Source organism: Streptantibioticus rubrisoli (assembly GCF_024436055.1).
In the GTDB taxonomy this organism is placed as follows: Bacteria; Actinomycetota; Actinomycetes; order Streptomycetales; family Streptomycetaceae; genus Streptantibioticus_A; species Streptantibioticus_A rubrisoli.
This window is the reverse complement of the sequence record NZ_JANFNH010000014.1, coordinates 18,562-45,333: the sequence shown is the minus strand read 5'-3', so window position 1 is coordinate 45,333 and position 26,772 is coordinate 18,562. Positions and strand designations below refer to the sequence as shown.

21 protein-coding genes and 3 pseudogenes are annotated in these 26,772 nt (G+C 68.7%); 15 read left to right on the top strand and 9 right to left on the bottom strand.

All coding sequences use genetic code 11. From position 1 onward, the window contains the following. Nucleotides 1–34 precede the first annotated feature (34 nt). Nucleotides 35–838, top strand: a complete 804-nt coding sequence (locus tag NON19_RS14995; protein WP_255928243.1) for a hypothetical protein — start codon at nt 35–37, stop codon at nt 836–838. A 381-nt stretch (nt 839–1,219) separates the two neighbouring features. On the opposite strand, the pseudogene NON19_RS14990 reads toward NON19_RS14995, so the two are convergent. Continuing rightward, nucleotides 1,220–1,549: pseudogene (locus NON19_RS14990) on the bottom strand (transposase); the annotation flags it as partial. 116 nt (nt 1,550–1,665) lie between these two features. Between NON19_RS14990 and NON19_RS14985 the strand changes: the two are divergent. The 4 genes from NON19_RS14985 (at nt 1,666) to NON19_RS14970 (ending at nt 5,666) form a co-directional block, all read left to right on the top strand. Continuing rightward, the gene (locus NON19_RS14985; protein ID WP_255928241.1) at nt 1,666–2,196 is read left to right on the top strand and encodes a hypothetical protein; all 531 of its coding nucleotides are present in this window, start codon (nt 1,666–1,668) and stop codon (nt 2,194–2,196) included. A gap of 308 nt (nt 2,197–2,504) precedes the next feature. Continuing rightward, entirely contained in the window at nt 2,505–2,882 is a 378-nt protein-coding gene (locus NON19_RS14980; RefSeq protein ID WP_255928239.1) for an integrase, read from the top strand. 252 nt (nt 2,883–3,134) lie between these two features. Next, entirely contained in the window at nt 3,135–4,907 is a 1,773-nt protein-coding gene (locus NON19_RS14975; RefSeq protein WP_255928237.1) for a sensor histidine kinase, read from the top strand. Between the two features lie 501 nt (nt 4,908–5,408). Continuing rightward, complete coding sequence (locus NON19_RS14970; protein WP_255928235.1) at nt 5,409–5,666, top strand: hypothetical protein; 258 nt, start codon at nt 5,409–5,411, stop codon at nt 5,664–5,666. Between the two features lie 9 nt (nt 5,667–5,675). On the opposite strand, the gene NON19_RS14965 is transcribed toward NON19_RS14970, so the two are convergent. The 4 genes from NON19_RS14965 to NON19_RS14950 all read right to left on the bottom strand — a co-directional run bounded on the left by NON19_RS14965 (nt 5,676) and on the right by NON19_RS14950 (nt 8,284). Then, nucleotides 5,676–6,323, bottom strand: coding sequence for a pentapeptide repeat-containing protein (locus NON19_RS14965; protein ID WP_255928233.1), 648 nt, complete (start codon nt 6,321–6,323; stop codon nt 5,676–5,678). Nucleotides 6,324–6,601: 278 nt separating this feature from the next. Further along, nucleotides 6,602–6,805, bottom strand: coding sequence for a cold-shock protein (locus NON19_RS14960; RefSeq protein WP_255928231.1), 204 nt, complete (start codon nt 6,803–6,805; stop codon nt 6,602–6,604). 464 nt (nt 6,806–7,269) lie between these two features. Then, nucleotides 7,270–7,950: a hypothetical protein gene (locus tag NON19_RS14955; protein WP_255928229.1), complete on the bottom strand. Its 681-nt coding sequence runs from the start codon at nt 7,948–7,950 to the stop codon at nt 7,270–7,272. 184 nt (nt 7,951–8,134) lie between these two features. Continuing rightward, a complete protein-coding gene (locus tag NON19_RS14950) occupies nt 8,135–8,284 on the bottom strand; it encodes a hypothetical protein (RefSeq protein ID WP_255928227.1) in 150 nt (49 codons plus the stop codon). Between the two features lie 946 nt (nt 8,285–9,230). On the opposite strand from NON19_RS14950, the gene NON19_RS14945 reads away from it, so the two are divergent. Then, entirely contained in the window at nt 9,231–9,797 is a 567-nt protein-coding gene (locus tag NON19_RS14945; RefSeq protein ID WP_255928225.1) for a hypothetical protein, read from the top strand. 104 nt (nt 9,798–9,901) lie between these two features. Here the strand turns inward: NON19_RS14945 and NON19_RS14940 are convergent, their stop codons facing one another. Beyond that, a complete protein-coding gene (locus NON19_RS14940; protein ID WP_255928223.1) occupies nt 9,902–10,402 on the bottom strand; it encodes a hypothetical protein in 501 nt (166 codons plus the stop codon). Nucleotides 10,403–10,644: 242 nt separating this feature from the next. Between NON19_RS14940 and NON19_RS14935 the strand changes: the two genes are divergently transcribed. The 5 genes and pseudogenes from NON19_RS14935 to NON19_RS14915 all read left to right on the top strand — a co-directional run bounded on the left by NON19_RS14935 (nt 10,645) and on the right by NON19_RS14915 (nt 20,590). After that, nucleotides 10,645–17,385: a zeta toxin family protein gene (locus NON19_RS14935; RefSeq protein ID WP_255928221.1), complete on the top strand. Its 6,741-nt coding sequence runs from the start codon at nt 10,645–10,647 to the stop codon at nt 17,383–17,385. A 106-nt stretch (nt 17,386–17,491) separates the two neighbouring features. After that, nucleotides 17,492–18,220: a tyrosine-protein phosphatase gene (locus NON19_RS14930; protein WP_255928219.1), complete on the top strand. Its 729-nt coding sequence runs from the start codon at nt 17,492–17,494 to the stop codon at nt 18,218–18,220. 134 nt (nt 18,221–18,354) lie between these two features. Further along, nucleotides 18,355–18,740 (top strand): annotated as a pseudogene (locus NON19_RS14925) (integrase core domain-containing protein); the annotation flags it as partial. A 392-nt stretch (nt 18,741–19,132) separates the two neighbouring features. Continuing rightward, nucleotides 19,133–19,795: a hypothetical protein gene (locus NON19_RS14920; protein ID WP_255928217.1), complete on the top strand. Its 663-nt coding sequence runs from the start codon at nt 19,133–19,135 to the stop codon at nt 19,793–19,795. Between the two features lie 390 nt (nt 19,796–20,185). After that, nucleotides 20,186–20,590: an integrase gene (locus NON19_RS14915; protein ID WP_255928215.1), complete on the top strand. Its 405-nt coding sequence runs from the start codon at nt 20,186–20,188 to the stop codon at nt 20,588–20,590. Nucleotides 20,591–20,636: 46 nt separating this feature from the next. Here the strand turns inward: NON19_RS14915 and NON19_RS14910 are convergent, their stop codons facing one another. After that, nucleotides 20,637–21,911 carry an FAD-dependent oxidoreductase gene (locus NON19_RS14910; protein ID WP_255928214.1) on the bottom strand — a complete coding sequence of 425 codons (1,275 nt, stop codon included), beginning with the start codon at nt 21,909–21,911 and terminating at the stop codon, nt 20,637–20,639. A gap of 682 nt (nt 21,912–22,593) precedes the next feature. Here NON19_RS14910 and NON19_RS14905 point away from each other — a divergent pair. The 3 genes from NON19_RS14905 to NON19_RS14895 all read left to right on the top strand — a co-directional run bounded on the left by NON19_RS14905 (nt 22,594) and on the right by NON19_RS14895 (nt 24,346). After that, nucleotides 22,594–22,896 (top strand): hypothetical protein, encoded by a 303-nt coding sequence (locus tag NON19_RS14905; RefSeq protein ID WP_255928213.1) that lies wholly within the window; start codon nt 22,594–22,596, stop codon nt 22,894–22,896. Between the two features lie 5 nt (nt 22,897–22,901). Continuing rightward, nucleotides 22,902–23,264 (top strand): hypothetical protein, encoded by a 363-nt coding sequence (locus tag NON19_RS14900; protein WP_255928212.1) that lies wholly within the window; start codon nt 22,902–22,904, stop codon nt 23,262–23,264. A 149-nt stretch (nt 23,265–23,413) separates the two neighbouring features. Then, nucleotides 23,414–24,346, top strand: coding sequence for an LppY/LpqO family protein (locus NON19_RS14895; protein WP_255928210.1), 933 nt, complete (start codon nt 23,414–23,416; stop codon nt 24,344–24,346). 120 nt (nt 24,347–24,466) lie between these two features. Here NON19_RS14895 and NON19_RS14890 read toward each other — a convergent pair whose 3' ends face one another. Further along, nucleotides 24,467–24,964, bottom strand: a complete 498-nt coding sequence (locus NON19_RS14890) for a universal stress protein (RefSeq protein WP_255928208.1) — start codon at nt 24,962–24,964, stop codon at nt 24,467–24,469. Between the two features lie 4 nt (nt 24,965–24,968). Further along, nucleotides 24,969–26,225 (bottom strand): SLC13 family permease, encoded by a 1,257-nt coding sequence (locus NON19_RS14885; RefSeq protein WP_255928380.1) that lies wholly within the window; start codon nt 26,223–26,225, stop codon nt 24,969–24,971. 173 nt (nt 26,226–26,398) lie between these two features. Between NON19_RS14885 and NON19_RS33925 the strand changes: the two are divergent. After that, nucleotides 26,399–26,632: pseudogene (locus NON19_RS33925) on the top strand (IS110 family transposase); the annotation flags it as partial. Nucleotides 26,633–26,772: the final 140 nt, after the last annotated feature.

Below are 26,772 nucleotides of genomic sequence, written 5' to 3'. Positions count from 1 at the left end.
CTGATAGCCGCACGGCAGGTCAAGGAGAGAGATCGTGGCGAACAAGACCCTTCGAGGACGCGTCGGCGGCCCGTCCCGGCAGCGTTCCGTGGCCGCCGCAGCCCGCGCCGCAGCCAAGCGATCGCAAATGGCACGCCAACCGGATCAGGTCGCAACCGAGTCCGGTCCGGCGCCGGATGCGGCGGCCGGGCGGCAGGCAGAGCCCGCGGCGGAGGAGACGCACGACGGTGAGCGTGTCCCCTCCGCACCGCTGCGCCTGGTCGGGCGTCGGCGGCAGGCTCGTGGGACTGCGGAGACGTGCGCCGGGACGGAGACGGAAAAGACAACCGTCTCGCCTCGCCGACTCCGGCTGCTGAGCGCTGTGCTGGCGGTCCTGGTCGCGGCTGGGCTGGCCACGGCCACGACGCTCGGCCTGCAGTACCGCGATGCCGAGCGCACCGCTCAGGCCCGCGTCGGCGCACTGGCCGCCGCCCGCGCGGTCGCGCCGGTGATCCTCTCGTACGACTACCGGCACCTGGCCAGTGACTTCGCGGCAGCCGACAGCCGCCTCACCGGATCCTTCCTGGACCAGTACCGCAAGACCACGCGGACGGTGGTCGGGCCCACGGCCATCAAGTACCACGGGGTCGTCAAGGCCACGGTCGCCCAGCCCCCGGGCGGCGCTCCGGCGGTCTCGGTGGTTTCGGCCTCGCCGGACGGCGCCGTCGTCCTGCTGTTCATGAACCAGGTCACGACCAGCACCGAGATCTCCGGACCGCGTCTGGACCTCAACCGGGTCCGGATGACGATGACGCGCACGTCCGGTGGTTGGGAAGTGAGCGGCATTGACGCGCTGTAACCCAGCGCCGAACGGCCGTCTGACCATCGTGCCGGGTGGACGGTGCGCGGGTGATGCCCCTGCCAGCACGGCAGCCCCACTTTCGCTGGAGCGCCACATACGCTCAGCGTTGCCTTCGGCCAAGGCCGTCAGGGTGGCTGGCCGCTCGATCCCGCGTTCGCACTCGAAGAGGCCGCCCGCGTCCCCGGCGCCGCAGTCAGTACACCTACGGTGCGCCGCAAGCCGACACCCGCCGCTGGCGGCTCGCGCTGACGGAGTGGGCCAGCGGGCCTCACCAGCTCGGTGCGACGCCACACCCGGCGGCCGAGGGCATCGATGTGGGCCTCAAGTTGACACATTCGGCAGTCATCGACCACGGAAAGAGGAGTCTCAATGATGGAGTCAAGCCGCCTGCGTGACCGGCGGGGCGGAGGTGAACAACCGGTTGTCACGCAGGAGTGCCCACAGCACGTTCGCCCGTCGACGCGCCAGGGCGAGGAGGGCTTGGAGATGTTTGCAGCCCTCGCCGCGCTTCTTGAGGCAGAAGTCGCGATTCGGTCCCTCGCGGATGACGCTGGTCTGCGTGGACAAGTAGAACACCCTGCGCAAACGGCGGCTGTAGCGCTTCGGAGGGTGCAGATTGCCAGTTCTGCGGCCGGAGTCGCGCGGGACGGGAACGAGCCCGGCCGCCGATGCCAACTGCGCGGCGTCCGTGTAGGCCGTCAAGTCACCAGCCGCGCATGCCTGTGACCGCCTGCCCTCGGCACCCCCGTCCCGGCACAGCGCGCGATGCCGCCCCGGAACCCCCGAATTCCCCCGCTGAGACACCGCCGAGGAGGTCGAGCTCTATGAACACTCGCTACGAAGTCCGGCTCCACAGAATCGGCCGATGGTGGGCCCTCGACATTCCGGCACTGGCCATCCACAGCCAGTGTCGCACTCTCGATGAGGCCGAGGACGTGGCACGCAATGCCATTACCGACGCGGTGGGCATACCCTCGGGCCTGATCGACCTGGACCTGCTGGTTCCCGAAATGGCCTGGCTGCTGCAAGGCATTGCGGAGGCACGCAGGCGCCGTGCCGCAGCCGCTGCCGAGGAAGAGCGGACCGTTGCCGACGCTGTGCGGGCACTTGTTGAGGACCTGTGCGTAAGCCAGGGCGACGCCTGCCGACTGCTCGGTGTCTCCCCCGATGAGGTGGCCCGGCTCACGCCCGCCCGCCGCTCCGTAGATCCCCGTCCGCGGCACAGTGATCCAGTGCCTTCCGCGAACTCGGGCTCACCGACCCGCGGTTTCCGCGGCAGCGGCGGCACGCGCGCCCTGAGCGGGTATCAACGTCCGCGACCCGCGCTTCCCCGAGGCTCGTTCGACGGCAGTTGAGCGAACTGGCAGGCGTGAAGACGCGGAAAGTTGCGCAACGAGTACGGCCACGCCCGGGAGCAGTTAGCCGAAGCCAAGATCAGCGGTAGTGAGATCGAGGCCCCGCCGCAGTCACAGGCCGCCGAGGACCTGCTGGCCGCGCTGGAGCAATCCATCCGGTCGGCGCGCGGCACGTGTGGGGGCCCAAAACTCGTCCACCGTTGCTGGCCTGGGCCTTGCGGTCGGGGCAAGGCGAGGCGGGATCCTGAGGCATGGCTCCGCGATTGCTGTACCTGACCTTCCTGAAGGTCCTGGGGTGGATTGCGTTGATGGCGCGATCGCAGGCGTCGAAGAACGCGGAGATTCTCGTACTGCGGCACCAACTCGCCCTTCTGCGCCGCCAGGTCGCCCAGCCACACCTCTCATGGGCGGACCGGGCGCTGACCGCGGGACTGGTTCGACGGCTACCCAAAGCGCTGCGTGAGCGTATGTTCGTTGCCCCGGGCACGCTGCTGCGCTGGCATGCCGACCTGGTCAAGCGCCGCTGGACGTACAAGCGCCGAGGTCCTGGCCCTCCGCCGACCCGGCCGAGCGTGCGGAGCTGGTGCTGCGCATGGCCGCGGAACATCATCCCCCCGCCGCCAGCCCGGCACGCGGGCCGACAAGCAGTCGACGGCCTGATCAACCAGTACCGCCGGACAGGCTGACCACCCGGCGGACTCCCAACTCAACGTCCCATGAAGGCACTTTGAAGCACTACAGGTGCGCTCCGGCGCATGGCAGCCATACCGGAGCGGCGCGAGGCTGCGTGGGAACCGCGGCATGGGCGCCGGGCGTCTCGGAAGAAACCGTTCCTCTGTCAGACGGCTCGGCCCGAAACAGACGTGCCGTACGTCGCTGAGGAGCGGAGGAAGCGCCCGCCATCCGCACCTTCGTCCCCCCACCGGTTTGGTCTCGACATGCCCGCTGACAACGCTGCCACCGTCGCCGACTCCCCCGCGATATCCCCTGACCGGGCCGCGGACACGTCGGCGCAGCCCTTCGGACCACTGCTCCGTCTCCCAGGGCTCCCCCGGTGGTGGCGGCCATGGGGACCGGTGGCGGTCGACGTGCTGGTGGCGCTGGCCTGCGCGGCGTTCGACTTCGACGTCCGAAGTGCCTTCGCACCGGGCGAGGTCTACGGGCCGCTGCCGTCGTGGGTCTATGGCTGGCTCGCGGTGCTGGCCGCCGCGTCGCTGATCGGGAGACGGCGGTTCCCGGTGTGGGTCGTCGGGTTGGTCACCGGCGGGCTGCTGCTGGGTACCGGGTCCGTGCTGACGGTGGTGGTGGCGTACTACTCGTTGGGGCGCCACGCCCGGCGAACGCGGACGCTGTGTGCGGTTGCGACGGCGGGGCTGGCCGCTGTGGTGGAAGTCGCCGCCCTCCATCTGGACCGGCTCGCGCCGGGCCACGGGATTTCGGGCCCAGCGATGGTGATGGTGCTGGTGGCGGTGGCGCTGATCGCGGTCGTGGTCCCGGTGTTGGCAGGGGTGGTCCCTAGGGTGGTGCCGAAGCAGCCGTGGTGGTGGGAGCACCGGCGGGCGATGTTCTTCGACCTGCTGCTCGTGCTCGTCTACCCGATGGCGAACCCGGGCGGCCTGCTGCTCACCGGCGCCAGCGGATCGAGCCGGGAACTTCTACTGCCGGTTCCGGCAGTCCTCGTCCTGGTAGCCCTCCAGAGCATCGCCCTCGTCTGGCGGCGCCGCCACCCCACCGTGCTCACGGCCATCGCCATCGCCACGGTTCCGCTGGTCCTTCCGCCGCTGAGCACGCTGCCGGTCTGCCTGTACTCGCTGGCCAAGTACGGGCGCTCCCGGCGCCATCTGCTGCTGGCGTGCGGTGCGGCGGTGGTCGTGCTGGTGGGGTGGACCGCGTATCTCACCGGCTTCGCGGCGCAGCGCCTCATCCCGGTGGCCATGTTCCTGGTGGGGCTGTCGGTGGTGGTCCCGGTGGTGTTCGGCATGTACCGGGGTGCCAAACGGAGTCTGCTGATCAGCCTGCGGGAGAAGGCGGAGCGGCTGGAGCGCGAGCAGCACCTGCTGGCCGCGCAGGCCCGCATGCAGGAGCGGACCCGGATCGCCCGGGAGATGCATGACGTGGTCTCACACCGGGTGAGCCTGATGGTGGTCCATGCCGGAGCGCTGGAGGCCGGGGCGGCCGGAGACAACGAAGTGGCCGTGCAGACGGGGCAGTTGATCGGCCAGATGGGACGGCAGGCCCTCAACGAGCTGCGCCAGGTGCTGGGGGTGCTGCGGATGGCAGACGGCGAGGATGCCGCGTCGCTGGCCCCGCAGCCGACGCTCGACGACGTGGCGACGCTCGTCGAGGAGTCACGCGCGGCCGGTATGCGGATCGCCCTCGACACCGTGGGCGACCCGTCGACCGTGGAGTCAACCGTGCAGGGCGCGCTCTACCGGCTGGTGCAGGAGGGCCTGACCAACGCCCACAAGCACGCGGGGAACGCGCCGGTACGGGTGGAGGTGCGCCGACTGCCCGACGCGGTGCGGGTGATCGTGGAGAACGAGGCTCCCGCCCAGCCGGTCTCCTCCCAACTGCCCAGCGGGGGGCACGGGCTGGTGGGACTGGGCGAACGGGTCCGTGTGGCTGGCGGCACCTTCGAGGCCGGGGCGCGGCCGGACGGCGGATTCCGGATCACCGCGACGATCCCGACCGGGAGCACCCCGCGGCCTTGAACCGTCGGCAAAGCGGCCGCGGTGGAGAAGGCCACCCGCCGGGCGTTCGACTCTTGGGGCTTCCGCGCGGTCCGCGGGGGCCCGGCGCACCGCCATGGTGTGCACGGCGGCGCTCATTTGGTGCCTCCTGGCGCGGGGCACGGTTCTGCCGCTCGGCCCATGCCGTCATGGGTACGGGTGGTGATCCATTCGCGCCACTGGCTGGTGAGGATGACGTCGGCCAGCCTCTGGGTAGCCGCCGCTGCCCGGGTGTGCGCAGTCGCCGACCACGGCCTTCTCGGTCCAGACAAGGGTAGTTGGCCAGGTCCGGGGTCGTGCCGATGAACGGGACGCGCTGCGACTCGCAGAGAGCGGCCATCTCGCGGGCGGTCTTCGAGGTCCGTCGCAGATGTTCCTCGCCTGCGCCGACAACCGGTGACGGGCCTGCCACCAGCGGGGCGATCGCCCGGCGCTGGCTCTCCTCCAGGATCGAGGCCAGGTGCCTACCGGGCGACCGCGTCGATGCTTCGTCCCCTGCCCGTTGTAGGAGACGGGATTTCGATCTCCTACGAGGATGGGGCCTGGGCCAAGCACTGCATCCGCGCGTCGCTGCGGGACGCCTGCGATGACCTGATGAAGCAGCGCCCCCTCTTCACCGACTACGGCCGGATGCTCCTCGATGAGCTGTGCTGCTTCGCCGAGACCGTCGAGTTCGACCACGTCGCCGAGACGATCTCCAGCCCGGAGTACGCCGGTTACCGGCCGACGGTCGCCGCCTGAGGCGGTCGACTACTCGAACAGGATTCCCGCTTCGCGTGCCAGGCTCAAGGCCAGCTCCATCGACCCTGGGCCTGACACCGTTGCGCCCTTCAAGCTCGCGGCTCCCCCGACGTCGATGGGCGTGCAGCCGTCGAACCGGACGACGCCCAGTTCGGCGTTGGCGAATTGGGCGCCGGTCAGGTCGCAGTTCTCGAAACGCACATTGTGCATGTGGGCCCGCTGGAAGTCGGCTCCCTGCATCTTGCAGTCGCTGAAGACGACCGAGTACAGCTTCGAGTCCCGGTACATCGCCGGACCGCTGGGGCACGCCTCGAAGCGCACGTCCCGAAACGTCGCGGCCTTCCACGAGGATCCGGTGATCCGGCTGCCCTTCACCGTGCACCGGATCATGGACACGGCGTGCATGGTGGCTTGGGCGAAGTCGCAGGTATCGAACGTCGAGTCGCTGAACTGGCTGGTGCGTAGCTTGGTCCCGGTAAAGCGTGCGCTGTCGAAGCGGCATCCCTCGAACTCGACGGCTTCGGCGTCCATGCCCGCGAACACAGTAGAACCGCTGTACCTGACGCCCCTAATGATCGCGTCGTCTTCGAGGTCATCCCGCGGCGTCTCAGCATCCCGCAGCGAACTGGGCGCCTTCGGAGGGGTGGGCACCTTCACGCGGGCGATCCTGCCGCCTTGCCGAGCGACGTGAGCCATGCGGGAGCAATCCATTCGCCGGGTCTGGTGGAACGCGGGGAGAAACCAGAGTCTAGGGCGCGGAGCGGTGCCTCGATGGGCAGTTGCAGACCTCGAAAGGATGAAGCCAGGACGAGCCGCACAAGGCTGCCTGCCCTGCCGGGCGGCGGGGCTGTGTCGTGGTCAGCCGGTGAAGGGAAGGTCACCGGGCAGCAACGAGCCCCGGCTGGAACTATCCGGCCGGGGCTCTCCGTGCGTTGTTAGGCGGGGCGGATGTTCTCCGCCTGGGGGCCCTTCTGGCCCTGCGTGACGTCGAACGTCACCTTCTGACCTTCGTCGAGCGAACGGAAGCCCTGCGCGTTGATGTTCGAGTAGTGGGCGAAGACGTCGGCGCCGCCGCCGTCCTGCTCGATGAAACCGAAGCCCTTTTCCGCGTTGAACCACTTCACGGTGCCGCTGGCCATGCCTGTCTCCTTCAAGGGAACTCGTATCGGAACCCGCACTGTGCGGGCCCCGGAGGTGATCGCCTTGGTCCGGAGATGCGCTGGACATGAAAAACGCCCGCGAGCGCGCCACGGGCGTACAGGCCTTCGGAACCACGACTACTGCCCTCGACGCTACACGCACCACAGCCACCCGGCCACAGGACAAGCGGGGCGCCGCCCTCCGCCAGTCGCCTCGGCGGATTCCTCCCGGGAAGCACAGACGAGCAGGTCAGCAGGCTTACGGGATCGGGTACCAGTCCTTGCGTGAGCCAGGGCCATTTGGGTGAGTCCAGGGTCTGCGTAGCCCAGTGGGTCACACAGGTCCCGCGAGGACCCCAGTGGTAGCCGCCCTGGTGCTGCCCGGAGCACCCACACGCGCCCGTAGTAGGCATCGGACCGGGCAGCACCAGAGCAAGCGTAAGCCCGGCGGAGCTCATCGCCTTCTACTTGCCCGCAGCGACCTTGTCCGCGTCGGCCTCGGCGGTTTGGAAGTCGTGGGGGAACTTCCTCGCGTCGTCCTGGACTTTCTGCCGGTAGGTCGCGTCGTCGGGGCCGCCGACACCGAGGCCGTCGTCGGCGAGTTGGGCGATGTCTGCGGAGAGTTGGCCGTTGTCGGCCTGCCAGTCGCTGATCGAGGCGGGTTCGTCGTCGGCGTTGAACAGGGCGTCGGCTCGTTTGAAGGCGTCCATGCCGGGTTGGACGTCGGTGGCGGCTTTCTGCTGCCAGGTGTGGAACGCTGGGAAGCTGTCGGGGTTGCCGCGGTTGAGGGTGACAGTCACGCCGTTGTTGAACTCGTCCTGGTAGTAGGAGTCATTGGCGTGGAGGATCGCCGCAGCCTTCTTCCGGGCCTCCGTCGGCGGCAGCACGGCCTCAGAGGTGGCCCGGCTGCTGGAGGTCATTGTCGGCTTTGACCTCAGGCCTGCGCTGGATGACGGCTTCGACACCGCCGGAGCCGACGGCTTCGCCTCGGCCTTGGCCGTCCCCTTCTTCCCTGCGCCAGCGATTCCGGCGATGACGGCGGATAGCACGAACAGGCCGACGATCGCGGCGGCGAAGATGCCGCAGCCCTTCGCCAGACTCCGCTTCTTCGGCAGCGCGGCGGGAGGTGATGGCGGAACGGTCACAAGGCCCCCTTGGTGGAGATGAAGTGGGGCAACTGTGGCAGCCGTATGCGGAGCGCGGGCCGTTGTTGCGGGACCGTGACGGTTCGACTTCTCGGAGCGACGTGACCCCCGCCTTACGCTGCTCCGCATGCCTTACCTCCCCCTGGACGACTGGGCCACCTGGACTGGCGACGCCGTCGCCGCGCTAGCCGTCTTGGGTGCGGGCGTCGCCGCGCGCATCACATACGCGCAGTTGCAGGACCAGCGCAACGAACTCCTTCGCCAGGCAGCCGAACGGCGTGACGCTGCCTATCGCGAGCACGCTGAACAGGTGACCGCCTGGACTGGGCCGCACGTGCCCAACTGTCGGCGAGCGAGAGCTACGCGACTCCATACAACCGCCCCGTATCACTTCCATTCGGTGGTACTCCACAACGGCGGCGCTCACCCCGTCTTCGATGCCGTAGTGCTAGTTCCAGAGGCGTCCGATGAGCCTCAGCGTGTCCTCAATATGGCAGTGGGGCTGCTTCCTCCGCGAACGACGGAGGAGCGCCAGATCACCATCGATCCGCAATACCGCCCGCTATACCCAGAACCATTGGCGATCGCTGCTACCTCTGCCGGACCCGGCATACGCGCAGATCGAGTGGCGGCGCGCCGAGTTGGAGACCGGGTTCACCGACGCCGACGACCTACGCACGGGAGCAGATGCCAGCCTGCGTGGCCACAGTGCCGCATGCCTGAGGACCTCTTGGACATCTTCGGCGCCGCGATCCATCAGGCCGAGGCCCCCGAATGACATCCCGCGCGCGAGCCCGCCCAACGGCTATTACCGTCGAGCCGGGCCGATCCCTCACACTGAAGGCACAGTCCATCGGTAACACATGTGGTTCGTCAGCTCCATGGGGTTCCTCGCGCACTCGTACTCGGGCGAACTACGGGTGCGCGAGGAACCCCATGAGTACCGCCATTGCCCACTTTCTGACCTGGCCGTTCCGGTGTCTGGCAGGGGCCATCCGCTCAATCCCGTGAAGCCAGAGATGGTTCGCCGCTCGGGTCGTTGCCCAATGGCTCGGGTCGTTGCCCAATGGAATGTCACGACCATCGGCGAGCTGGCCATTCCGCTCGTCCCGCCCGAGCGGATCCCCCAGACCATCGAAGCCCTAGCCAAACTGGCTGCCGCCCAGCGCGGGACACCGCCTCCGCAGGCAACCGACGGGGCGTAAGCCAAACCACCGAGATACGGTACACCCGCTTCGCTTGTCCGTAGCCCGAGAAAAATCCAAGAAGGGAACCTCGCCATGCTCTGGCCCGCACTCCGGGTGCTCTCGCAAGGAGAGCTGACACCCGACCAGCTACGGCAACTGCTCAGCACGCTCCGGCTCGAAGAGGCCCCCCGCACTGAAGGTCCCGGGGCGGCGAGGAGCATCGCGCACCGCTCCTTCACCGACGACACGGGCACCCGCCTTGTCTTGGACCTTGCCCGTACCGGCGAGTCCGGCTGGGTGCTCGCCCTCTTCTTCGAGGGGGAGCCGCCTTCTGCCGACACTGTCGAAGGTCACCGGGTGCTGCTCCGCGACGCCGTCGAACGGTTTGGCCTCACGCTCATTGAGATCACTCCCGCCGCCACCGCCGACGAGGTCTACGTCGCACCTCTACAGCCCCGCGCACCCGAGTCCGGGATCGGCGTCTCCTGGGACCTCCCGTACGACGACCTGGATCAGCTATGGCCACACCTTGGCCTACGCACGGATGCCCCCCGCGAGGTGAAGGAGGTCAAGCTACGCGAGGTGATGCGCACTCCGGCCTGGTCCTCTGCCCCGTTGTCCCTCCGCCGCCAAGCCGAGGCCTTCCTTCGGGACATCTGACCCCGCCCGGGCGGAGATGATGCCCCGCGAGAAGCGGGACCGGAGCGGCACAGCAATGAGACAGGAGACGGGGTGGGGAAGAGCCGACAGTTAGAACATCCGCGCTACTCACCGACGAATGTCTGGTCCAGCAACTCCTTGGCCAAGTCCGTCGCGAGACGGGCCAGTTCCTCACCGCTGCGGCCGGGCCCGAACGCGGCTCCAGGGGAAAGACGGGCCGCCAGCTCTTCCAGCAGGCCAGCGACGATCATGGCGCGAAGCTCCGTGATGACCACATTGCGGGACGGCTCGCCAGGCTGCCGCTCGTCCAAGCCCCGGTCTCCGTCGAGCCGACGCCGCAGCTCCGTCGCCCGTTGTGGAAGAGGAATCGGCTGCGCCCGTTGGCCCGCGTATCGCCTTGCCGCGAGCGCGTGTTGGAACGGATCAAGCGCTCCGTACTCTGTACCGGATCGCCGCGACGTGTCGCCACTCAACGCGGCACGCAGATCCTGGAACGCGGCGTCGACCTGCTGCGATGGGCTCTCCAGGTCGGACATCGCGTCGAGCAAGCGGATCGCGGCATTCCGCAACTGCGCGTACTCGTCTCGGGTCGCGTCATCCTGCACGATTCCTCCCTATTTTCCCCGGCACGCTATCGACACCCATCCTTAGCTGAACTCCTCGCGTCAGTCTCAATAGCCCAACGCTGCGACTCGATCAGGAAGTTGGCCGCCACGCACCGCCGGACAGCCAGCGATATTTCTACGTATGATGCCGCAACAGCCGGATCCCGTTGATGTCCATGACATCTTCCCGATCAAGGCGAACCAGCTTCACCACCCAGCCAGCAGGGAGGAACACTTTGCCGTTGGCGGTCGCGCACGCCGAAGTTGAGGTCCGCTCACACCGCGACCTGCGCGCCTGCGGCACCGGTCCTGGAAGGAACCCCGGCCAGGAGCCAGGGAAGGTCGTCACTTCTCCGGAGACCGCTGGCACTGCGTACGTCGCCACCGACTCCCGGCCGGTGTCGCTGCTAACCGCCCGTGCCGGTACCGAGGATCTGCGCTCGTCGGACCTCGGTCCGGAGGTGACCCACCTTGAGTGGGTGGAGGGCGGAACCGTACTGCGGGTGGAGACGCGGGCATTCGGACCGCAGCACTTTCGTCCCGTGGAGGAGCCCCCTGGGCCCGGCCTCATGGGGGAGACGAAGGTGCGCTCGGGCACGACCGCGGACCCGCACCTGGTACGGCTGGCGCGGACCGACATGCTCGCGCGTACCTGGCTCCACGAGATTACGGACACGATGCGGGAGCTCACCGAAGCCCGGAAGGCCGCTCGGCAAGGCGTCGTGCGCGGCCCCCTGGCTCCGGAGCAGGCCCAAGGGAGCGAGCAGTGCGTACCCGCCCGGATGCGCGAGTACATGTGGCTATCGCGCAAGTGGCAGGAAGCCCGCACCCGCGGCGAGCAGTCGCACTGGGAAGTGGAACTGATGGGCACAGCGCGGGACATCGTGGCTCGAGGGCACACTCCGTCGTTGCCGCCCTGGGCGGACGGTCCAGCCGGTAATGCCTCGTGGCGGAGTAGGTGGACGTTCCAGTACGCCGAGCAGGGCCCCGAGCGGTGGAAGCTGTCTGACGTCGACAATGAGCTCGTCTTCCGGTGGGAGATCCTCCCGCAGGCGATGGAGGGGGTTAGCAGGCCGACGCAACCACAGGTCACCTTCATTGGTGGGCAGGCCGCCTCCGGCAAGACCACGGCCCAGCGTGCGGCCATGGAGGGCATGGGGCCCCCGCGCGCCCTCATCGCCGACTTCGACGCCATGCTCTCGTACTCCCCGATGTACCAGGCGCTGATGAGGGCGAACGACCGCACCGCTGCCGCGCAGGTGGGTGGGGACGCATGGGTGTGGATGAACAAGGTCATCGACGTCGCCCGGCAGGGCCGACTAAACCTCGTCCGCGAAGGCGCCATGGGTGGCTGGGAGGGCGCCGCCCAGGACGCGGCGCGGTTCCGCGCTCTCGGCTACCGAGTGGAAGCGCATCTGATGGCGGTCCCCGAAGCGATCAGCAGACTCTCGATCCTCAACCGCTACCAGCAGATGCGAGACGAGCACGGGTACGGCCGCCTGGTCGTACAGTCCATCCACGATGAGGCGTACACCGGCATCCCGCAGACCGTGGGGGCCGTTGACGAGCTGAGGTTCCTGGACGCGATCACGATTCACCGCTGGGGCGGCGAGGTCATGTACACCAACTCGCTGGACGCCCAGGGAGCCTGGCGGGAACCGGCGCGGGCTCGCCAGGAGCTGGAACTGGAGCGCGCCCGGCCGTTCACCGACGAGCAGGCCCGCTGGTTCCGGGAAACGTACGCCCGCCTCGATGCCACCCTACCGGCCGAACTGCGGCCGCAACTGGGGGAGATAAGCGAGCTGGCCGCCCGCCACGGCGTCGACGTCGCCCCCGGCGGCGAGCTTGCTGACCGCCCCGGTGAGGCACTGCGCCAGCGGTACGCGGACGCCGCGCAGGAGGTGCTGCGCACCGCCTACATACAAGAACGCGAGCAGCTGCTCCAGGACTACCAGCAGCGGCTGGCCGTGACACCCCCGGCTGGACGAGAGGCGGCCCACCAGGAGTTCGCCGCGCAGTGGGCAGAACTGGCCCGGCAGCACGACGCCGGCCGGTTCAGCATGCGCATCCTCGCCTACTGCACTGAATGGGACCCCCACAAGGGCGGCATCGTCGCCGTCAACCGGAACCTCGTTGAAGGGCTTGCGGCCGCCGGCCATGAAGTCTTCGTCCGGGTCGGACACGAGGTGCCGCCAGATGCCCCCGGCGAGCGCATCCACCTCATCGGTCCCCGCCAGTACGACCCCGGGCGCGGCGAGCAGGAACAGCTCGTGTACGGCGGCGAGGACCTGCCGCAGGACGTGGACGCCATCATCGGGCACAGCCGCTACTCCGGCCCCGAGGCGCTGCAGGTACGCGACCAGCTGTACCTGGACACACCGTACGTCCATGTGATCCACATGGTGACCGGCGCGCTGGCCCGGGTGGCGGACCGGCCGGACCTGGAGGTGGAGTTCGAGGGCATCGAACGCCGTATGGTTGCCGCCGCCGACATGGTTGCGGGCGTCGGCCCGGTGCTGGCGGACGAGGCCCGGCGACTCGCTGCGACTAACCCAGGCGATCACAGCCCCGCCATCCATCAGATCACTCCCGGAGTGCCTTTCGAGCAGCAGCGGCTGCTGCCTTGGAACGGGGAGCGGACCCGCGAGGTCCTCTTCGTGGGCCGCGCCGATGCCCCGCAGAAAGGTGCCCACCACGCGGCCCTGATGGTTCGCCAGCTCAATCAGGAAGGGATCGACGTCCAGCTCACTGTGCGCGGTGCCGCCCCGGAGACCGTGGAGCAAGTCAAGGAACGGCTGTCCAACATCGTCGGCCGGGAAGTGGTGGTCAAGCCGTTTTCGATCGACCGGGACGAGATCCTGGCCGACATGCGGCAGGCCGACGTCCTGGTCATGCCTTCGCAGGCGGAGGGCTTCGGGTTGGTGGGGCTAGAAGCCGCGGGCGCGGGACTGCCGGTGCTGCTGCCCAATACGAGCGGGGTCGGGGCCTTCTTCGGCAACCCAGACCGCTTCCCGCCCGAGATCACTCGGAACAACCTGGTCGAGCAGGGCTTCGAGGACCAGGTGGATGTCGAGCGCTGGACCGACAAGTTGCGGGACCTCCTGCTCGACATCCCTGCGGCGCGGGAGAACGCGCTCGCCATGCAGCAGCATCTACGACAGGCCAACACGACCTGGATGGGTGCGGCCGAGTCCCTGGCCGCCGCGGTCCAGGCGATGCCGGACCGCCGCGCGTCACGCCCCGTGGCGCCCGCGCTGCCCGCGATGGCCGGAGACGGCTGGGCGAACTGCGCCCACGGCCACGCGCACTGGGGCCGGTTCGGCGCGGCCGGGCTGCTGCCCTTCCACCGCGCCGAGGACGGCCAGGTGTACGTGCTCATGCACCACCGGGGAGCGGACACCGACCAGGGCGGAACCTGGGCGCTGCTTGGCGGCGCCCGCGACAGCCACGAGTCCGCAGCACGGGCCGCCATCCGCGAGGCTGTCGAGGAAAGCACCCTCGATCCTGCCCACGTACGCGTTGAGCGGATCGTTCGGGACGACCACGGCGGCTGGGCGTACGACACCGTGCTCGCCTCGGTTGACCAGCCGGTGGAAGTCCGGCCGGTGGAAGGCGAGTCCGTGGCGCTGGCCTGGGTCCCGCTGTCCGAGGTGGAGACCTTGAACCTGCATCCCGGTTTCGCCGCGAGCTGGCCAGGCGTACAAGCCGAGCTCGACGCCGTGCTCAACGGCGAGCCGTCCACCGTCCGCGTCGCACCCGCACCCCCTACCAGCGCGCTCCCACTGCCACCGCACCCCGTCAGTGGTGCTGGCGTGGTCGCCAGAGAGCCGCTTGAGCACGGTGAGGGCATCGCGAACCGGGAGCTGGTGACGTTCGCCGACGGCACCCGGGCCGTGTATGAGAAGTACGTACGACCCGAGGACGCCACGACCAAGGTGCTTGACGGGTACGTCGGCCGGGCGGTGGGAGCCCGCGTCCCGCTGTCCCACCCGGTGGGCCTGCATGAGCTCTACACCGACCACATGCCCGGCGAACCCGCCTCCGCCCACCACCGGGACCTGACCGCATTGGCGGACCGGGGGCTGCCCGCGACCCGCGACGGCGTCTTCCTCGGTCTGTACCACGCGCTGACAGCCACTCACGGCGTCACCGCCGACGACCTCACCCTCGGAGAACGGCAGAGCCTCATCGCGTTCGGTGACGGTGCCCCGACGCACGGCCCTCTCCCGGACCCCGCGAACCCGTTCGTACGCACCTTTTACCGGCAGACCGAGCCACACGTGTTCGCCTGGGTGGACAACCCGATTCCCCCGAGCGACATCGCGATCATGCGGCGGCAACTCGACGGCCTGCGTTCTGTCTTCGAGCAGCTTGGCCGGACCGATCTGCACAACGTGGTCATGGAGCGGTTCGACCAGGCCGCAGAGCACGCGAGAGGCACCGCTGCGCTGCTGCCCAGGCCGCCCGGCTTCCAGGTCGCGCTGCCCGATCCAGCCCCCGAGCGGCACTACCCTCTGCCCCCGCCACCCGGCTCACAGGAGAGGATCGACCAGCAGCGCATCGGCGAGGCGCTGCTGACGGACGACGGCCGGATCACCAGCACCAGCCAGGCCAAGACCATCGCCATCCAGGCCCTCGCCGAGCGAATGCGGTCCTCGACGCCCGAGCTCGCCCTCGCGGCGTTCGGCCTGGTCGTCGGCACGGACATGGCGCACCGGCTGGGCGACAGCCGTTACGTCCTCGTACCGCACAACGAGAAGTACCCCTCGATGGGGGCCGACGTCCTCCGAATCAACGAACTCGACCCCGCCGACCCCCGGCACTCTCCGGACAAGGCGCTGCGCATGGACAACCCTCGTGCCGAGGCCCTCATCCGCCAGATCGCGGTCAGTGAGCTGATGGGGGCCTGGGCGTACGGTTCCAACAACAACGTGCGGGTGCTGGCGCTGCAGGAGGCCGCGAAAGAGGAGTTCGGCCTCACCAGGGTGCTGGAATGGCAGATGGACCCGAAGACGCGCGCTGCCGTGGACTTGGAGCTCGACTACAACCGGGACGCGCTACAGGACTTCCTACGCACCCAGTACGACCTCACCCAGGAGGCCTTGGCCGCACGGGGCATCACCGAGCTGGTCGCCTACCGGGCCTTGACCTGGCACGAGGGAGCGACGCAACCGACCTGGGCCGACCTGGACGTGGGCGACGCCTTCGAAGCTCGCCACCGGCCGCTGGCGAGCTGGGCGGCGGACCGTCAGATCGTCGCCGACTGGCTGGAGCAGCGCGGCGGCCACGCCGTGATCCTGGTCGACCGCAAGCCGGCGCAGGACATCCTGTCCATGCCCACCACCGGGATGGGCTTTTTCGCCCAGAAGGAGTGGGTGACGCTACCGGGCGACCGGCTGGTAACGCTGGACGGCGTCTACACCGGGAGAACTCCGGCGGCCGAGGCGGAGCAGACCGCAGCGAGCAGCGTCACCATCGGTGCCCCCGTCTTGAACGACGCCGCGGAAGCCCTGGCGAACGACGCGGAGGGAAAGTCGGCCGCGATTCACCAGGAAGCCGCCGCCCAGTGGCGGCCCGTGACGATCACGGCCCAACTCGATCCTGCTGATCCGCTCGACAACCAGATCGTCCGGATCCTCTCCGGTGACGAGGAGTTCCCAAGCTGGTGGCCGCGGGACGACTCCGGTTACGCCATCACCGGGCGCGATCTGAACTTCCTCGGCATCAACCCCGTCCAGCTCAAGTGGATGCTCACGGGTGAGGCGCCCATGGGCATGACCCCGGAGCTCTACCAGCGGTTCAGCACGGAGATGCTGGAGGCGCTGCGGCGCGATGGCATCGAACCGTCCCAGGTCGATATCCGCCTCAAAGGGACCGGCGCCGCCTTCTTCGCCGGGACCCACAAAACGCTTCCAAGCGAGGAGGACCTAGTCGGCAACCCTGAGGCGGCACAGCGCCTGCGCGAGTGGTTCGGCAACAGCCAGGACCGTCCCATACGCCGCCCGTACGACTTCATGTGGCGCCTCGGCTTGGAGCCAGTGCCCAGCGACTTCGACCTCGACATCAACAGCACCGCCATGGTCCGAGCCGCCCGCGCGCACTGGATAGACCACCACTCCGACCGGTACCCCGGCGATTTCATGGGCGGCCACGGATACCTCGACAAACAAGCGGTGATGAGCGCCTTCCCGGCGCTGGCCGAGTGGGCGAACAGGTGGCAAGAGGATCTGGGCAGACCGCTCTCTCTGGGCGTCTTCGAATCCAGCGGCCCCTTCGACGCGACCCAACTCGGCCGCACCCTCTCCTCCCACTTCCAGGACACCGACTGGATCATCCACAGCCCCGACCATCCCATGGCCTGGCGCACCCCCCGTCCCAAGATCACCGTCGGCAACGACCAAGCCAAACTGCAGCGCCACCGCGACGACATCACGCACCCGCCCGGCCCGAGCACCGATCTGCGCCACTCCCAACGCCCAAGCTCCGAAGAGCAATCCGGGACAGAAGCAGACAGGCCATCACCACTGGCGCGGCTTACCGACACCGAGCTGACAGACCATCGAGCCCGGCTCACCGACACGGCCCGAAGGTTGCGGTTGCACTCGGCGCAGGCGGCCCGCGCCGCCGAGGAGACAACCGAGCGGTTGCAGCATGAGATTGGTCAAGTAGTCGCCCGTCTCCAGGCCCAAGGCGCGGCACCGGAACTCATCGAGAGGGCCCGCGCATCCGCACAGAACGACATCGACTTCACGCGGAAAACTGCGCAGAAGGCTCAGTCCAACCTGGAAAGAGTCATCAAGCAACTCAACGCTGCTAACCAAGAAGCCGAGAGACGGACGAACTTGCCCCCTTCCCAGCGCGAAAATGAGGATGCTTCCCGGCAGAAGCCCATCCCCCAACGGAAACCTTCGCAGCAAACCCCGCCTCCTCGGATCCAGGGGCCTCGCCCGGAGGGCCCGTCCAGAAGCGGTCCCTCCTTGTAGGCACTTGGCCGCCGGAGCCCCAGGCTGCCCAGCAGCCGGAGCGTGATACCCCTCTCACATCGAACTCGACGACCTATGATTTCAGTGGGCTCAGTATGGTTCTCACGTGAGGAGACATATCGCGTTTGAGTGTCTGCACAACTTCCGTGATCTAGGTGGCTACCAGACCGTCGATGGTCGCACGGTGCGCTGGGGTCGGCTGTTTCGCTCCGACTCGCTGGGCAAGCTGCAGGGCCAGGACTGGGATCGATTCCTCGCCCTGGATGTCCGCACCGTGATCGACCTCCGCTACCCCTGGGAGATCAGACGTAGCGGACGTGTCCCACCCTACGAGGGGCTGGTGTACCACAATCTCAGCATCGAGCACCGGCCATACGACCAGGCGGGCCTAGCTCCCGAGGTCGAGCCCGCGCCATTCCTGGCTGATAAGTACACCGAGGTTGCCCACGACGGCGTCAAGGAACTACGTCGCGCTCTGGAAATCGTCGCCGACGACACACTTCCACTGGTGTTCCACTGTCACTCCGGCAAGGACCGCACCGGCTTGCTGGCCATGCTCATCCTCGCTCTGATCGGGGTACGCGAGGACGACATCGTCGCCGATTTCGCCTTGACCGAACTGGCCACCGAACGCTTGGTCGCCGAATGGCACGCCAGTTACCCCGACCTGACCCTCAGATGGCCCGGCTACGGCCGCGCCCCCGCTGAGATCATGCGGCTCTTCTTGGCCAGGCTGAACTCGCGCTACGGATCCGTGCAAGGCTACGCCTACGAGCGGCTCGGCGTTGACAACGAACTGGTAGCGGCACTTCGCAGTCAGCTACTGGATTCATGAACCGTCACTTGAGCCCGCCCCACCCACTGACCGTCGCGGCCCCGGGCCCGCCGACCTGACGGTCAGCGGGCCTGTTGGCACGGTGGCGGCGTCCTGCCTCAAAGTGCAGGACGCCGCCATGTCATTGGTGATGGATCCACCAGAAGTCGTCGGATCGAGTGTGGTTCGCAGCGCTGTCCTCGCTGATCCGTCGGCACCGGTGGGCGCAGGTGTTCCCGGTGACGCCCGCGACCCTGCTCGCGTGGCACCGAAGACTGATCGCGCACAAGTGGGGCTACAGCGAGCACCGCAGCAAGCCCGGCAGGCCGCCGACCGCGAGCACGGTGAAAGCGCTCATGCTGCGCCTGGCCAAACAGAATCCGCGCTGGGGTCGCCGACGGATCCAGGGCGAACTCGTCCGGCTCGGGCATCCGGTTGTGGCTCGACAACGGTCTGGGAGATCCTCACCGCGGCGGGCACCGATCCAGCTCCGCGCCGCAACGGCCCGACGCGGCGCGAGTTCCTGAAGGCATCATCGGAGTTTCCCAACGGCACAGGCGTTGCCGCCGAAGTACCAGCGCGTCCTCGCCGCCGTGCGGCAGGCTGCGGGCCCGGTAACAACCCGGCAGATCAGCGAGGCGCTGGGCCTTGCCAACGGAGTGCGGGGCCAACTGGAACCGCTGCGTGGGAAGCTGACGAAGCTGACCGACCGCGGCTCGCCCTGCGCGCCACCAGGTTGATGTGTCACAAACATGTCCTTGAAGGCACACGCCTCGGTCACACCCGGACTCACAGCCTGGTGACCTGCGCCACAAAGAGAAGCGAAGAGCGTCGAGGATCCACTTTTGGCGCGGTTCGTCGCACTGTCAACTCGCTGTACGGTTGCCCGGCAATTCAACGAACCGCAACAACGGGGGAATCACCGTGAACACCATGAACACTGGTAAGGCCGTCCGGAGACTGAGCGGGCTCGCGGTCGTCGGGGCACTCGCCCTGACCGCGACCGCTTGCGGCCCCGACAACTCGTCGGCCCAGTCCACCCCGTCCTCCTCGGCCACCAGCGCGAGCGCACCCACGGGCGCGGCCACCCCGAGCGCGCCGAGCAGCGCTGCCACCGGCTCGGACGGCACGAGCGGGGCGGACACTAAGGCGGGCCAGACCCTCAAGATGGGGCAGGCGGCTCACGTCCCGTTCTCGTACGGCACGTCGACGAAGGGCAAGATCGCCCTGACCGTCACCTCGATCGAGCAGGGCAATCCGTCCGACCTGGCCTCGCTGAAGCTCGGCGACCAGGCGAAGGGCAAGGTTCCCTACTACATCCGCTACTCGGTCACCAACGAGGGCGACTCCGACCTGGCCTACGCCAGCGTGGGCCACATGAAGGGCCATCTGGGGGACGGCACCGAGGCCCAGGACCTCATGATCATCGGCGACTTCGACAAGTGCAAGAGTGACGAACTCCCCCAGGGCTTCACCAAGGGCAAGGTCGCCCAGGGCTGCGCGGTGGCGCTCGCGCCGTCGGCCTCGACGAAGGTCGTGTCGGCCGAGTACTGGGGCGAGCCCTTCACACTGGGCCAGGGCATCACCTGGAAGTAATCCGGGAACAGCCCCCGTCGGCCAGCCAGCCGACAGAAGGCCGCCTCTGACCTGTTCTCGAGGGTCAGAGGCGGCTCTTGCCAATCACGGGATTCCGCCGCCGTGTTGAGCGCCGCATCACGCGACCGACGGCACCTCGCGCAGACCCCGGAATCGCCAAGGTCCCGCCCGATCAATCGGATCGGACGGGATCTTGCGATGTGCGGTGGGGCGTTCACGGAAGAAGGTGGGTGGCGCGGGCGGGGTCAGGACACCGGTTGCGGCCAGCACCTGGGTCAGTTCGAGAGCCGTGGTTGCGGCCAGTGTCCACATTTCTTTTAGGTACAGATGTTCAGCTCCAGCCAGTGCTCATCGCAGAGCACGTACACGCGACCCGGTGGGGCGAATCTGGTGATCGACCTCGAGGACGCCGGCTGCCGGGCCCGCTTTCTGATCCGGGACCGCGACGGGAAGTTCCCGCTGTTGTTCGACGAGGTACTCACGGACGCGGGCATCGAGGTGGTGCTCAGCGGCGTCCGGATACCGAGAATGAAATCGGTCATGGAGCGATGGGTGCAGACCTGCCGCCGTGAGCTGGTGGACCGGACATTGATCTGGGACCGGTGCCATCTCCTGCACGCCCTGCGCGAGTTCGAGACGTTCTATAACGGGCACCGCGCCCACCAGGGCATCGCCAATGCCCGCCCCCTCCACCCGCTCCCCCAACCGATCGCCGATCCAGGGATCACCCGCCTCGACATACGACGGCGCGACCGGCTCGGCAGCCTCCTCCACGAGTATCAACATGCTGCCTGAGCAGAGTGGATGAGGTTTCGGCAAGGGCAGGGCGGGGGCACTCCCATCAGCAGGCGTGGGCGCACCGGGCGGCATGGCGGGCGATGCGGGTGGCGGCGTATCCGGTTCCGGCGACGAACCGCATCACCGGGCCGAAGGCGGGAGCAGCCAGCGAGCCGGTGAAGTACAGCCCGGGCACGGTGGATTCGAAGGTGGCGGACAGGTGCGGGGCCGCACTACCGGTCACCCGTCGCACGGCTTGGCGCACGGGGATCAGGAACGGCAGGGCGTCGATGTCGAGGCAGTAGCCGGTGGCCGCCAGCACGTGGTCGACGATCAGTTCGGCGGGGCCGGTACCGGTACTCGCCAGCTGCAGGCGGATGCCTTCCGGCTCCGGCCGCGCGTGGGCGATGCGCTGATGGGTATGGACCGGCACGACGCCTTCGACACGGTCGCGTAGCCACCATCCTCCGGCCGGGCGCAAGGCTCGGCGGAGCAGATACAGCCGCGTGGTGGTTGGCAGTCGGCGCACCGCACCGGGTGCGCGGCTGATGGCCAGCAGGCTCCATCCGGGACCTAGCGGAGCCGCGGGTCGAAGCAGCCTGTCGGCCAGGGAACGTTCCAGTACCGGCGTGCTGCCCCAGCGGACGCGGTCGGCGCGGACCAGGACCGTGGCCTGCGCTCCGGCCTCGTGTAGGAGAGCGGCGCTTTCCAGTGCGGACTGGCCGCCGCCCACGACCGCGACTCGTCGTCCGGCGTAGCGTGTCAGGTCCTGGTGCTGGCTGGTGTGCGACAGCAGACCGGCGGGATCAGGGCCGTCGGGCGCCAGGGGCGTCAACTCGGCCGGTATGTGGGCCAGTCCGGTCAGGCCGGAGGCGACGACGACGGCGGATGCGGCGAGGTCTTCGCCGTTGTTGAGGCGCAGGACGAATGTGGGCCCGTCCCGGTGCACGGCGGTCACACGCGCGGGGTCGACGTCCCCGACGTACCGCTGCTGGAACCACTGTCCGTACCGCACGAACGTGGTGCAGGGAATGGGTGTCAGCTCGGTGAGGACCGGCTCGCCCTGGGTGCGGCAGAAGTCGGCCAGCCGTCCGCTCGGTGGCGGCGCGGACAGGTCGGTGGCGTCCGGCGTTGATTTAAGGAACATCCCGGTGGCCATCGCATGCCGCCAACTGCCCATCACCTCGCCGAAGACGCGCACCGGCACCCTGGCTGCGCGCAGATGCGCCGCCACCGAGAGTCCGTACGGCCCGGCCCCCACCACCGCCACCGGCAGGGCGCGCCGCCCGGCTGTGGCTGGTGACTCCCCCGCACGTTGAGCAGACCACGACTGCGTCACGCACATCCCCCCTGGTCGTCCGTGCACGCCCCTCCCCGGACGCACACCGGCACACGAGAAGACCCCGAACCACCGCGGGTTGGGAGCCTGCCCACCCCTCGGCCTCAGTGTGGCCCACAGCGGCGCGTCGAGAAGCGATATCGGAAAAACCCACCGGCCGTCCGGCCCGTTAGGGCCGCGTTCGACGGGTCGGTGGCGGGCGAACCACAGTACGGGAGAGCCGACTTGGACCGCGTTGACAGTTCTTCGGTGTGACGGTGTCACTGCGAGATCCCGTGCGGATTTGGCAAGTTGAGTGCCTACCCGTGGAAGACGCCGCCCAGATATGGCCAGTTGCTGCGTCAGTACTACGGCACAGGGCACTACAGCCTGAACAACTACATCAGCCTGGTCACCGGCCAGGCCCCGGCACCGGACAACCAGAACGACTGTCCGCAGTACAAGAACGTCACCCAGGCACCCCGGCCGCCGACGGCCGGACACTCGCCCCCGCCGGGTGCGTGTACCTCAATTCGATCAAGACGCTGTTCAACCAGCTCGACGACAAGCCCGTGCCCTGGAAGGTCTTGCCCAGGCCCCGACCCCGGCAGTGCGACGGCCGCCGATCAGTACGTGCCCAAGCACAACCCGGCGCCCTGGTTCCACCCGATCATCGACAACCCCAAGGACTGGCGCCAGGGTCGTGCCGCTGGACGGGCTGGCGGCCGCCAAGGGACACGCAGCCGTGTCCGGCTTGGCGCAGGACCTCAACGAGGCCACCACCCCGCGGTTCTCGTGGATCAGCCCCGACAACTGCTCGGACGCGCACGACGCGACCGGCAAGGTCGGCAACCTCTCCGGTGACCCGAACAACCACCAAGGCGGCGTCGACGAACAGCAACGGGGACGCCGCAAGCACAGTCCTACAGCCTCGGTGCTGTCCCGATCCCCTCGCACCCCGTCGGGCAGCCCACTCCCGTCGCAGACGAGCACCACCTGCAACTGATGGCCATGGGCGCGCCGATCCGTGCCCAACTCCCCGGCGCGACTACCGTGATAACGGCGACCGGCCCTGCCGAGGACCTTCCGTCGGCTGGCAGCAAGGTTCCCGATCACACAACGGGGACGATCAGCATCGCCCTCACCCAGAGCACGGGCCCTATCGCCGTCGCCGCGGGTGACTTCAGCTCACGCGACGAACAGGGCCGCAACGTCCCGCGCACACCTCACGGGCCCGACACCGTCACCGCCGCCCCGGGGAAGCCCGCCGCCCTAACACTGGTCGACACGTATCACTCCGGCGCCGCCCAGTTGACCTGGCGCCACGACGGCAAGGCCGTGGCGATCTGGGACTTCAACATCGAGCTCGACTGACGCTTCCCAGATCACGCTCGACGAGCTGTGGGATAACGCTCGCTAGGGCAGGGGCGCTCGATTGGCGCAGCGGGGTGGCCCGTGGTGCGCTGGGGAAGAGCATCCGGTCCGATCCCGGCAGTCCGCCGAAAGCTCCAGGAGGCCCGCCCATGGCCCGCCGAAAGCTCTCCCGCCGCCGCATCACGATCGTCGCCGCAGGCGCCGTGGTCTTCGCCACCACCCTCGCCCCCAGCCTCGGCACCGCCTCGGGCCAGGCCCATGGCATCGACTGGAACGCCGTCGGGCAAGCCATCGGCCAGCCGCTGACCACCGAGGCGCAGGACGTGCACACCGCCGAGTGGCTCCGCACCGACCTGCACCTGGTCAACGCCGGTGTCACCGAGAACCCGGGCATGGAGCTGAACGCCGAAGCGTCCTTCCACCAGACCCCGTCCGGCAAGGCCGTGATGATCGGCGAGGCCACGCTTACCAGCGACGAGGCCAACACCTTCGCGGACCACCTCCAGCAAGGCGGTGCGCAGGTCACCGCCCTGCACAAGCACCTCCAGGACGAGACCCCGCGCCTGTGGTGGCTGCACTACTGGGCACTCGGCGACCCCGTCCAGATCGCCCACACCGTGCACAACGCCCTGACCGCCACCCATATCCCCCTCAACCAGAAGCCGGGCAGCCCTCCCGCCATCGCCTTGGACACCAACGCTCTGAACGGCATCATCGGCACGAAGGGCGAGAACGTGAACGGGGTACAGCAGTACCACGTCCCCGTCTCCCAACCGATCACCGATACCCGCGCCCACATCACGCTGCCCTACCTGATGGAGGCGTCAACTCTGTTGATGTTCCAGCCGCTTGGCGGAGGGCGGGCTGCGGTCAACGGTGACTTCGCGATGACCGCCGATCAGGTCAACCCAGTGATCAAGGCACTGCGGTCGCGCGGGATGACCATCGTCGAGTTGCACAACCACATGCTCTACGAGCAGCCCCGCCTGTTCTACCTGCACTTCTGGAAGACCGGCGACGCCACTGTGCTCGCCCGCGACCTACGCGCCGGGCTGGACCAGGTCCACGCCCCCACCTCCTGACCGGCGCCGTGCGCTAGAAGTGGATCCGGGCGGGCACAGGTGGCGCCTGAGAGGACCAGGCCGGACCCGGACGTACCCGGATGCCGGCGGTGGCGTGGGGCGTGGTGTGGGCAGCGACTTCTACCGGTGGTGCGGCGGGTGCGGCGGCGGTGGGATGGTGGCGATGCCGGGTGCCGGTTCGGGCCAGACCAGCAGTACGGGGCAGGGGGCGTGGTCGACGACGAAGCGGCTGGCAGGGCCGAGGCTATGCGGTCCGAGGTGGGTATGGTCGCCGTCGCGGGCAAGGATGAGCAACTGGGCTCCTTGGGCCGCGGTGACGACCTCGCGTTCGATGCGGCCGGTGCGCTCCATGCGGGTGCAGGTGCGCCCCAGGCGGTCTGCGGCGGCATCGAGCAGTTGCCGGGCGGAGGTGGCGGCCAGGTCTTCCAGGCGGGTGCCGGGGTCGCGCTCGGGGTGGCCGCGTCCCAGCAGGCCGGCGAACGCGCCGTGTGCGACCCCAGGAATCTCGTGACCGGTGACGTGGAGCAGGACGATCTCGGTACCCGCCGGGGCGTGGGTGCGGGCGGCGTCAACGCAGGCAGGCCAGGTGCCCTCGGTGATCCAGACGATGACGGCCACCGTTTCACCCTCCGACGAGTTGCAGTGACCCCCACAGAGCTACCACGGCCAGGGCCAGTGCGGCAGGCACGACAAGCAGTCCGAGCCGGGTGAACTCGCCCAGCGCGACGTCGGTGTCGTGTTCGCGGACGATGCGCCGCCACAGCAGGGTCGCCAGCGAGCCGGCGTAGGTGAGGTTGGGGCCGATGTTCACCCCGAGCAGCACCGCCAGGACCGGGCCGGATCCGACCGGAGCGGTGAGCGGCAGCAGGACAAGGGTGGCAGGCAGGTTGTTGATGACGTTCGCCAGGACCGCGGCCAGGGCGGCGATGCCGAGCAGGGCGGGCAGCCCGGAGCCCAAGGGGACGAGATGCGCGAGCGCGGAGGCGAGCCCGTTGTCGACCACCGCGCGCACCACGATGCCGAGCGCCAGCACGAACGCGAGGAACGGCCAGGCCGCGGCACGCACGATCGCGCCCGGGGTGGTACGGCGCTGAGCCAGCGCGCGGGCCGCGAGCGCCAGGGCACCGGCCAGGGCTGCCCAGGCCGGGTTGATCCCCATAGCCGAGGTGAGGACGAACCCGGCCAGCGTGCAGGCCACGGTGACCACGGCGAACAGCGGCATCTCCGGTGCCACCTCGCCGGGCGGCGCCTGAGCGCCCGCGTCCAGGTCGGCGGCGAAGAACCGGCGCATCACCACGTACTCGACCCCGATCGCCGTCAGCCACGGCAGCGCCATCAGCGCGGCGAAGCGGGTGAAACTCAGCTCGCTCGCCGCGAACGCCAGAAGATTGGTCAGGTTGGAGACCGGCAGCAGCAACGACGCAGTGTTCGACAGGTGCGTGCAGGCGTACAGATGCGGCTTCGGACGGGCACCGAGCCGGGCAGCGGTCGCGAACACCACCGGAGTGAGCAGCACCACGGTCGCATCCAGGCTGAGCACCGCCGTAATCACCGAGGCCACGGCGAAGACCTGCACCAACAGCCGACGCGGACGACCCACCGCCGTACGGGCCATCCAGGCCCCGCAGGCATGGAACAGGCCCTCGTCATCACACAGCTGCGCCAGCACCAGCACTGCCGCCAGGAAGCCGATCACCGGCCCGAGCCGCTCGGCCTCAGCCCCCGCATGAGCCAGCGAAATCGCCCCGGTACCAATCACCAGCCCGGCAGCCGGTACCGCGACCACGGCCTCCGGCCAGCCCCACGGGCGCACCACCGCGCAGGCCAGCACCACCACCAGCAGGCCGGCCGACAATGCCTCGGCGAAAGACGTGTTCAGGATCTGCTCCTAGAAGTGGCGGCAAGGGCGACCCTTCATCGAAGCAGACAACCCCACGGATCAGGCCCGGCGGCCTGTCCCCGGCCGCCTCTCACCGGCGCACACGGACGCCACACCGAGCGGAGGACAGCCGTGCCCCTCCAGAGCTCCGTGATCGTCTCATTGCGCTGGAGGTGGCGGAGCGCATGCGGGTGCGCGCTCCGCGGGCTCGAGGGGCTCTGAGCAGTATCTTCCCCGCACTCGAAGGCACTCTGGACCTCACCGACGCCGGTCCTTTGGTACTGCTGACTGGCTATCAAACCCCCGCGGCAATACGTCGCATGGGCGCCAGCCGCCTGGAAACCTGGTTGCGTACCCGCAAGGTCCGCGGCGCTGCCGCACCGTCGCGGACAGCCGTCGCGGCAGCCTCGCCGAGGGCCGCTCGGGCGACCGTCGTCGCCGCGGCGGCCGGCTACCGCTCGCCGAGCGCCTTCATCGAGGCCTTCCGGCTGGCCTTCGACACCACTCCAGGGCGCTACCAACGGACGGGCCGAGACCCCTGGATGTC

What these genes read in the sequence shown, in the direction of transcription:
- NON19_RS14985 (WP_255928241.1), top strand. Translation starts at nt 1,666, where the DNA reads ATGAACACTCGCTACGAAGTCCGGCTCCACAGAATCGGCCGATGGTGG.
- NON19_RS14980 (WP_255928239.1), top strand. Translation starts at nt 2,505, where the DNA reads ATGGCGCGATCGCAGGCGTCGAAGAACGCGGAGATTCTCGTACTGCGG.
- NON19_RS14975 (WP_255928237.1), top strand. Translation starts at nt 3,135, where the DNA reads ATGCCCGCTGACAACGCTGCCACCGTCGCCGACTCCCCCGCGATATCC.
- NON19_RS14970 (WP_255928235.1), top strand. Translation starts at nt 5,409, where the DNA reads ATGCTTCGTCCCCTGCCCGTTGTAGGAGACGGGATTTCGATCTCCTAC.
- NON19_RS14960 (WP_255928231.1), bottom strand. Translation starts at nt 6,805, where the DNA reads ATGGCCAGCGGCACCGTGAAGTGGTTCAACGCGGAAAAGGGCTTCGGT.
- NON19_RS14945 (WP_255928225.1), top strand. Translation starts at nt 9,231, where the DNA reads ATGCTCTGGCCCGCACTCCGGGTGCTCTCGCAAGGAGAGCTGACACCC.
- NON19_RS14920 (WP_255928217.1), top strand. Translation starts at nt 19,133, where the DNA reads ATGAACACTGGTAAGGCCGTCCGGAGACTGAGCGGGCTCGCGGTCGTC.
- NON19_RS14900 (WP_255928212.1), top strand. Translation starts at nt 22,902, where the DNA reads ATGGGCGCGCCGATCCGTGCCCAACTCCCCGGCGCGACTACCGTGATA.
- NON19_RS14895 (WP_255928210.1), top strand. Translation starts at nt 23,414, where the DNA reads ATGGCCCGCCGAAAGCTCTCCCGCCGCCGCATCACGATCGTCGCCGCA.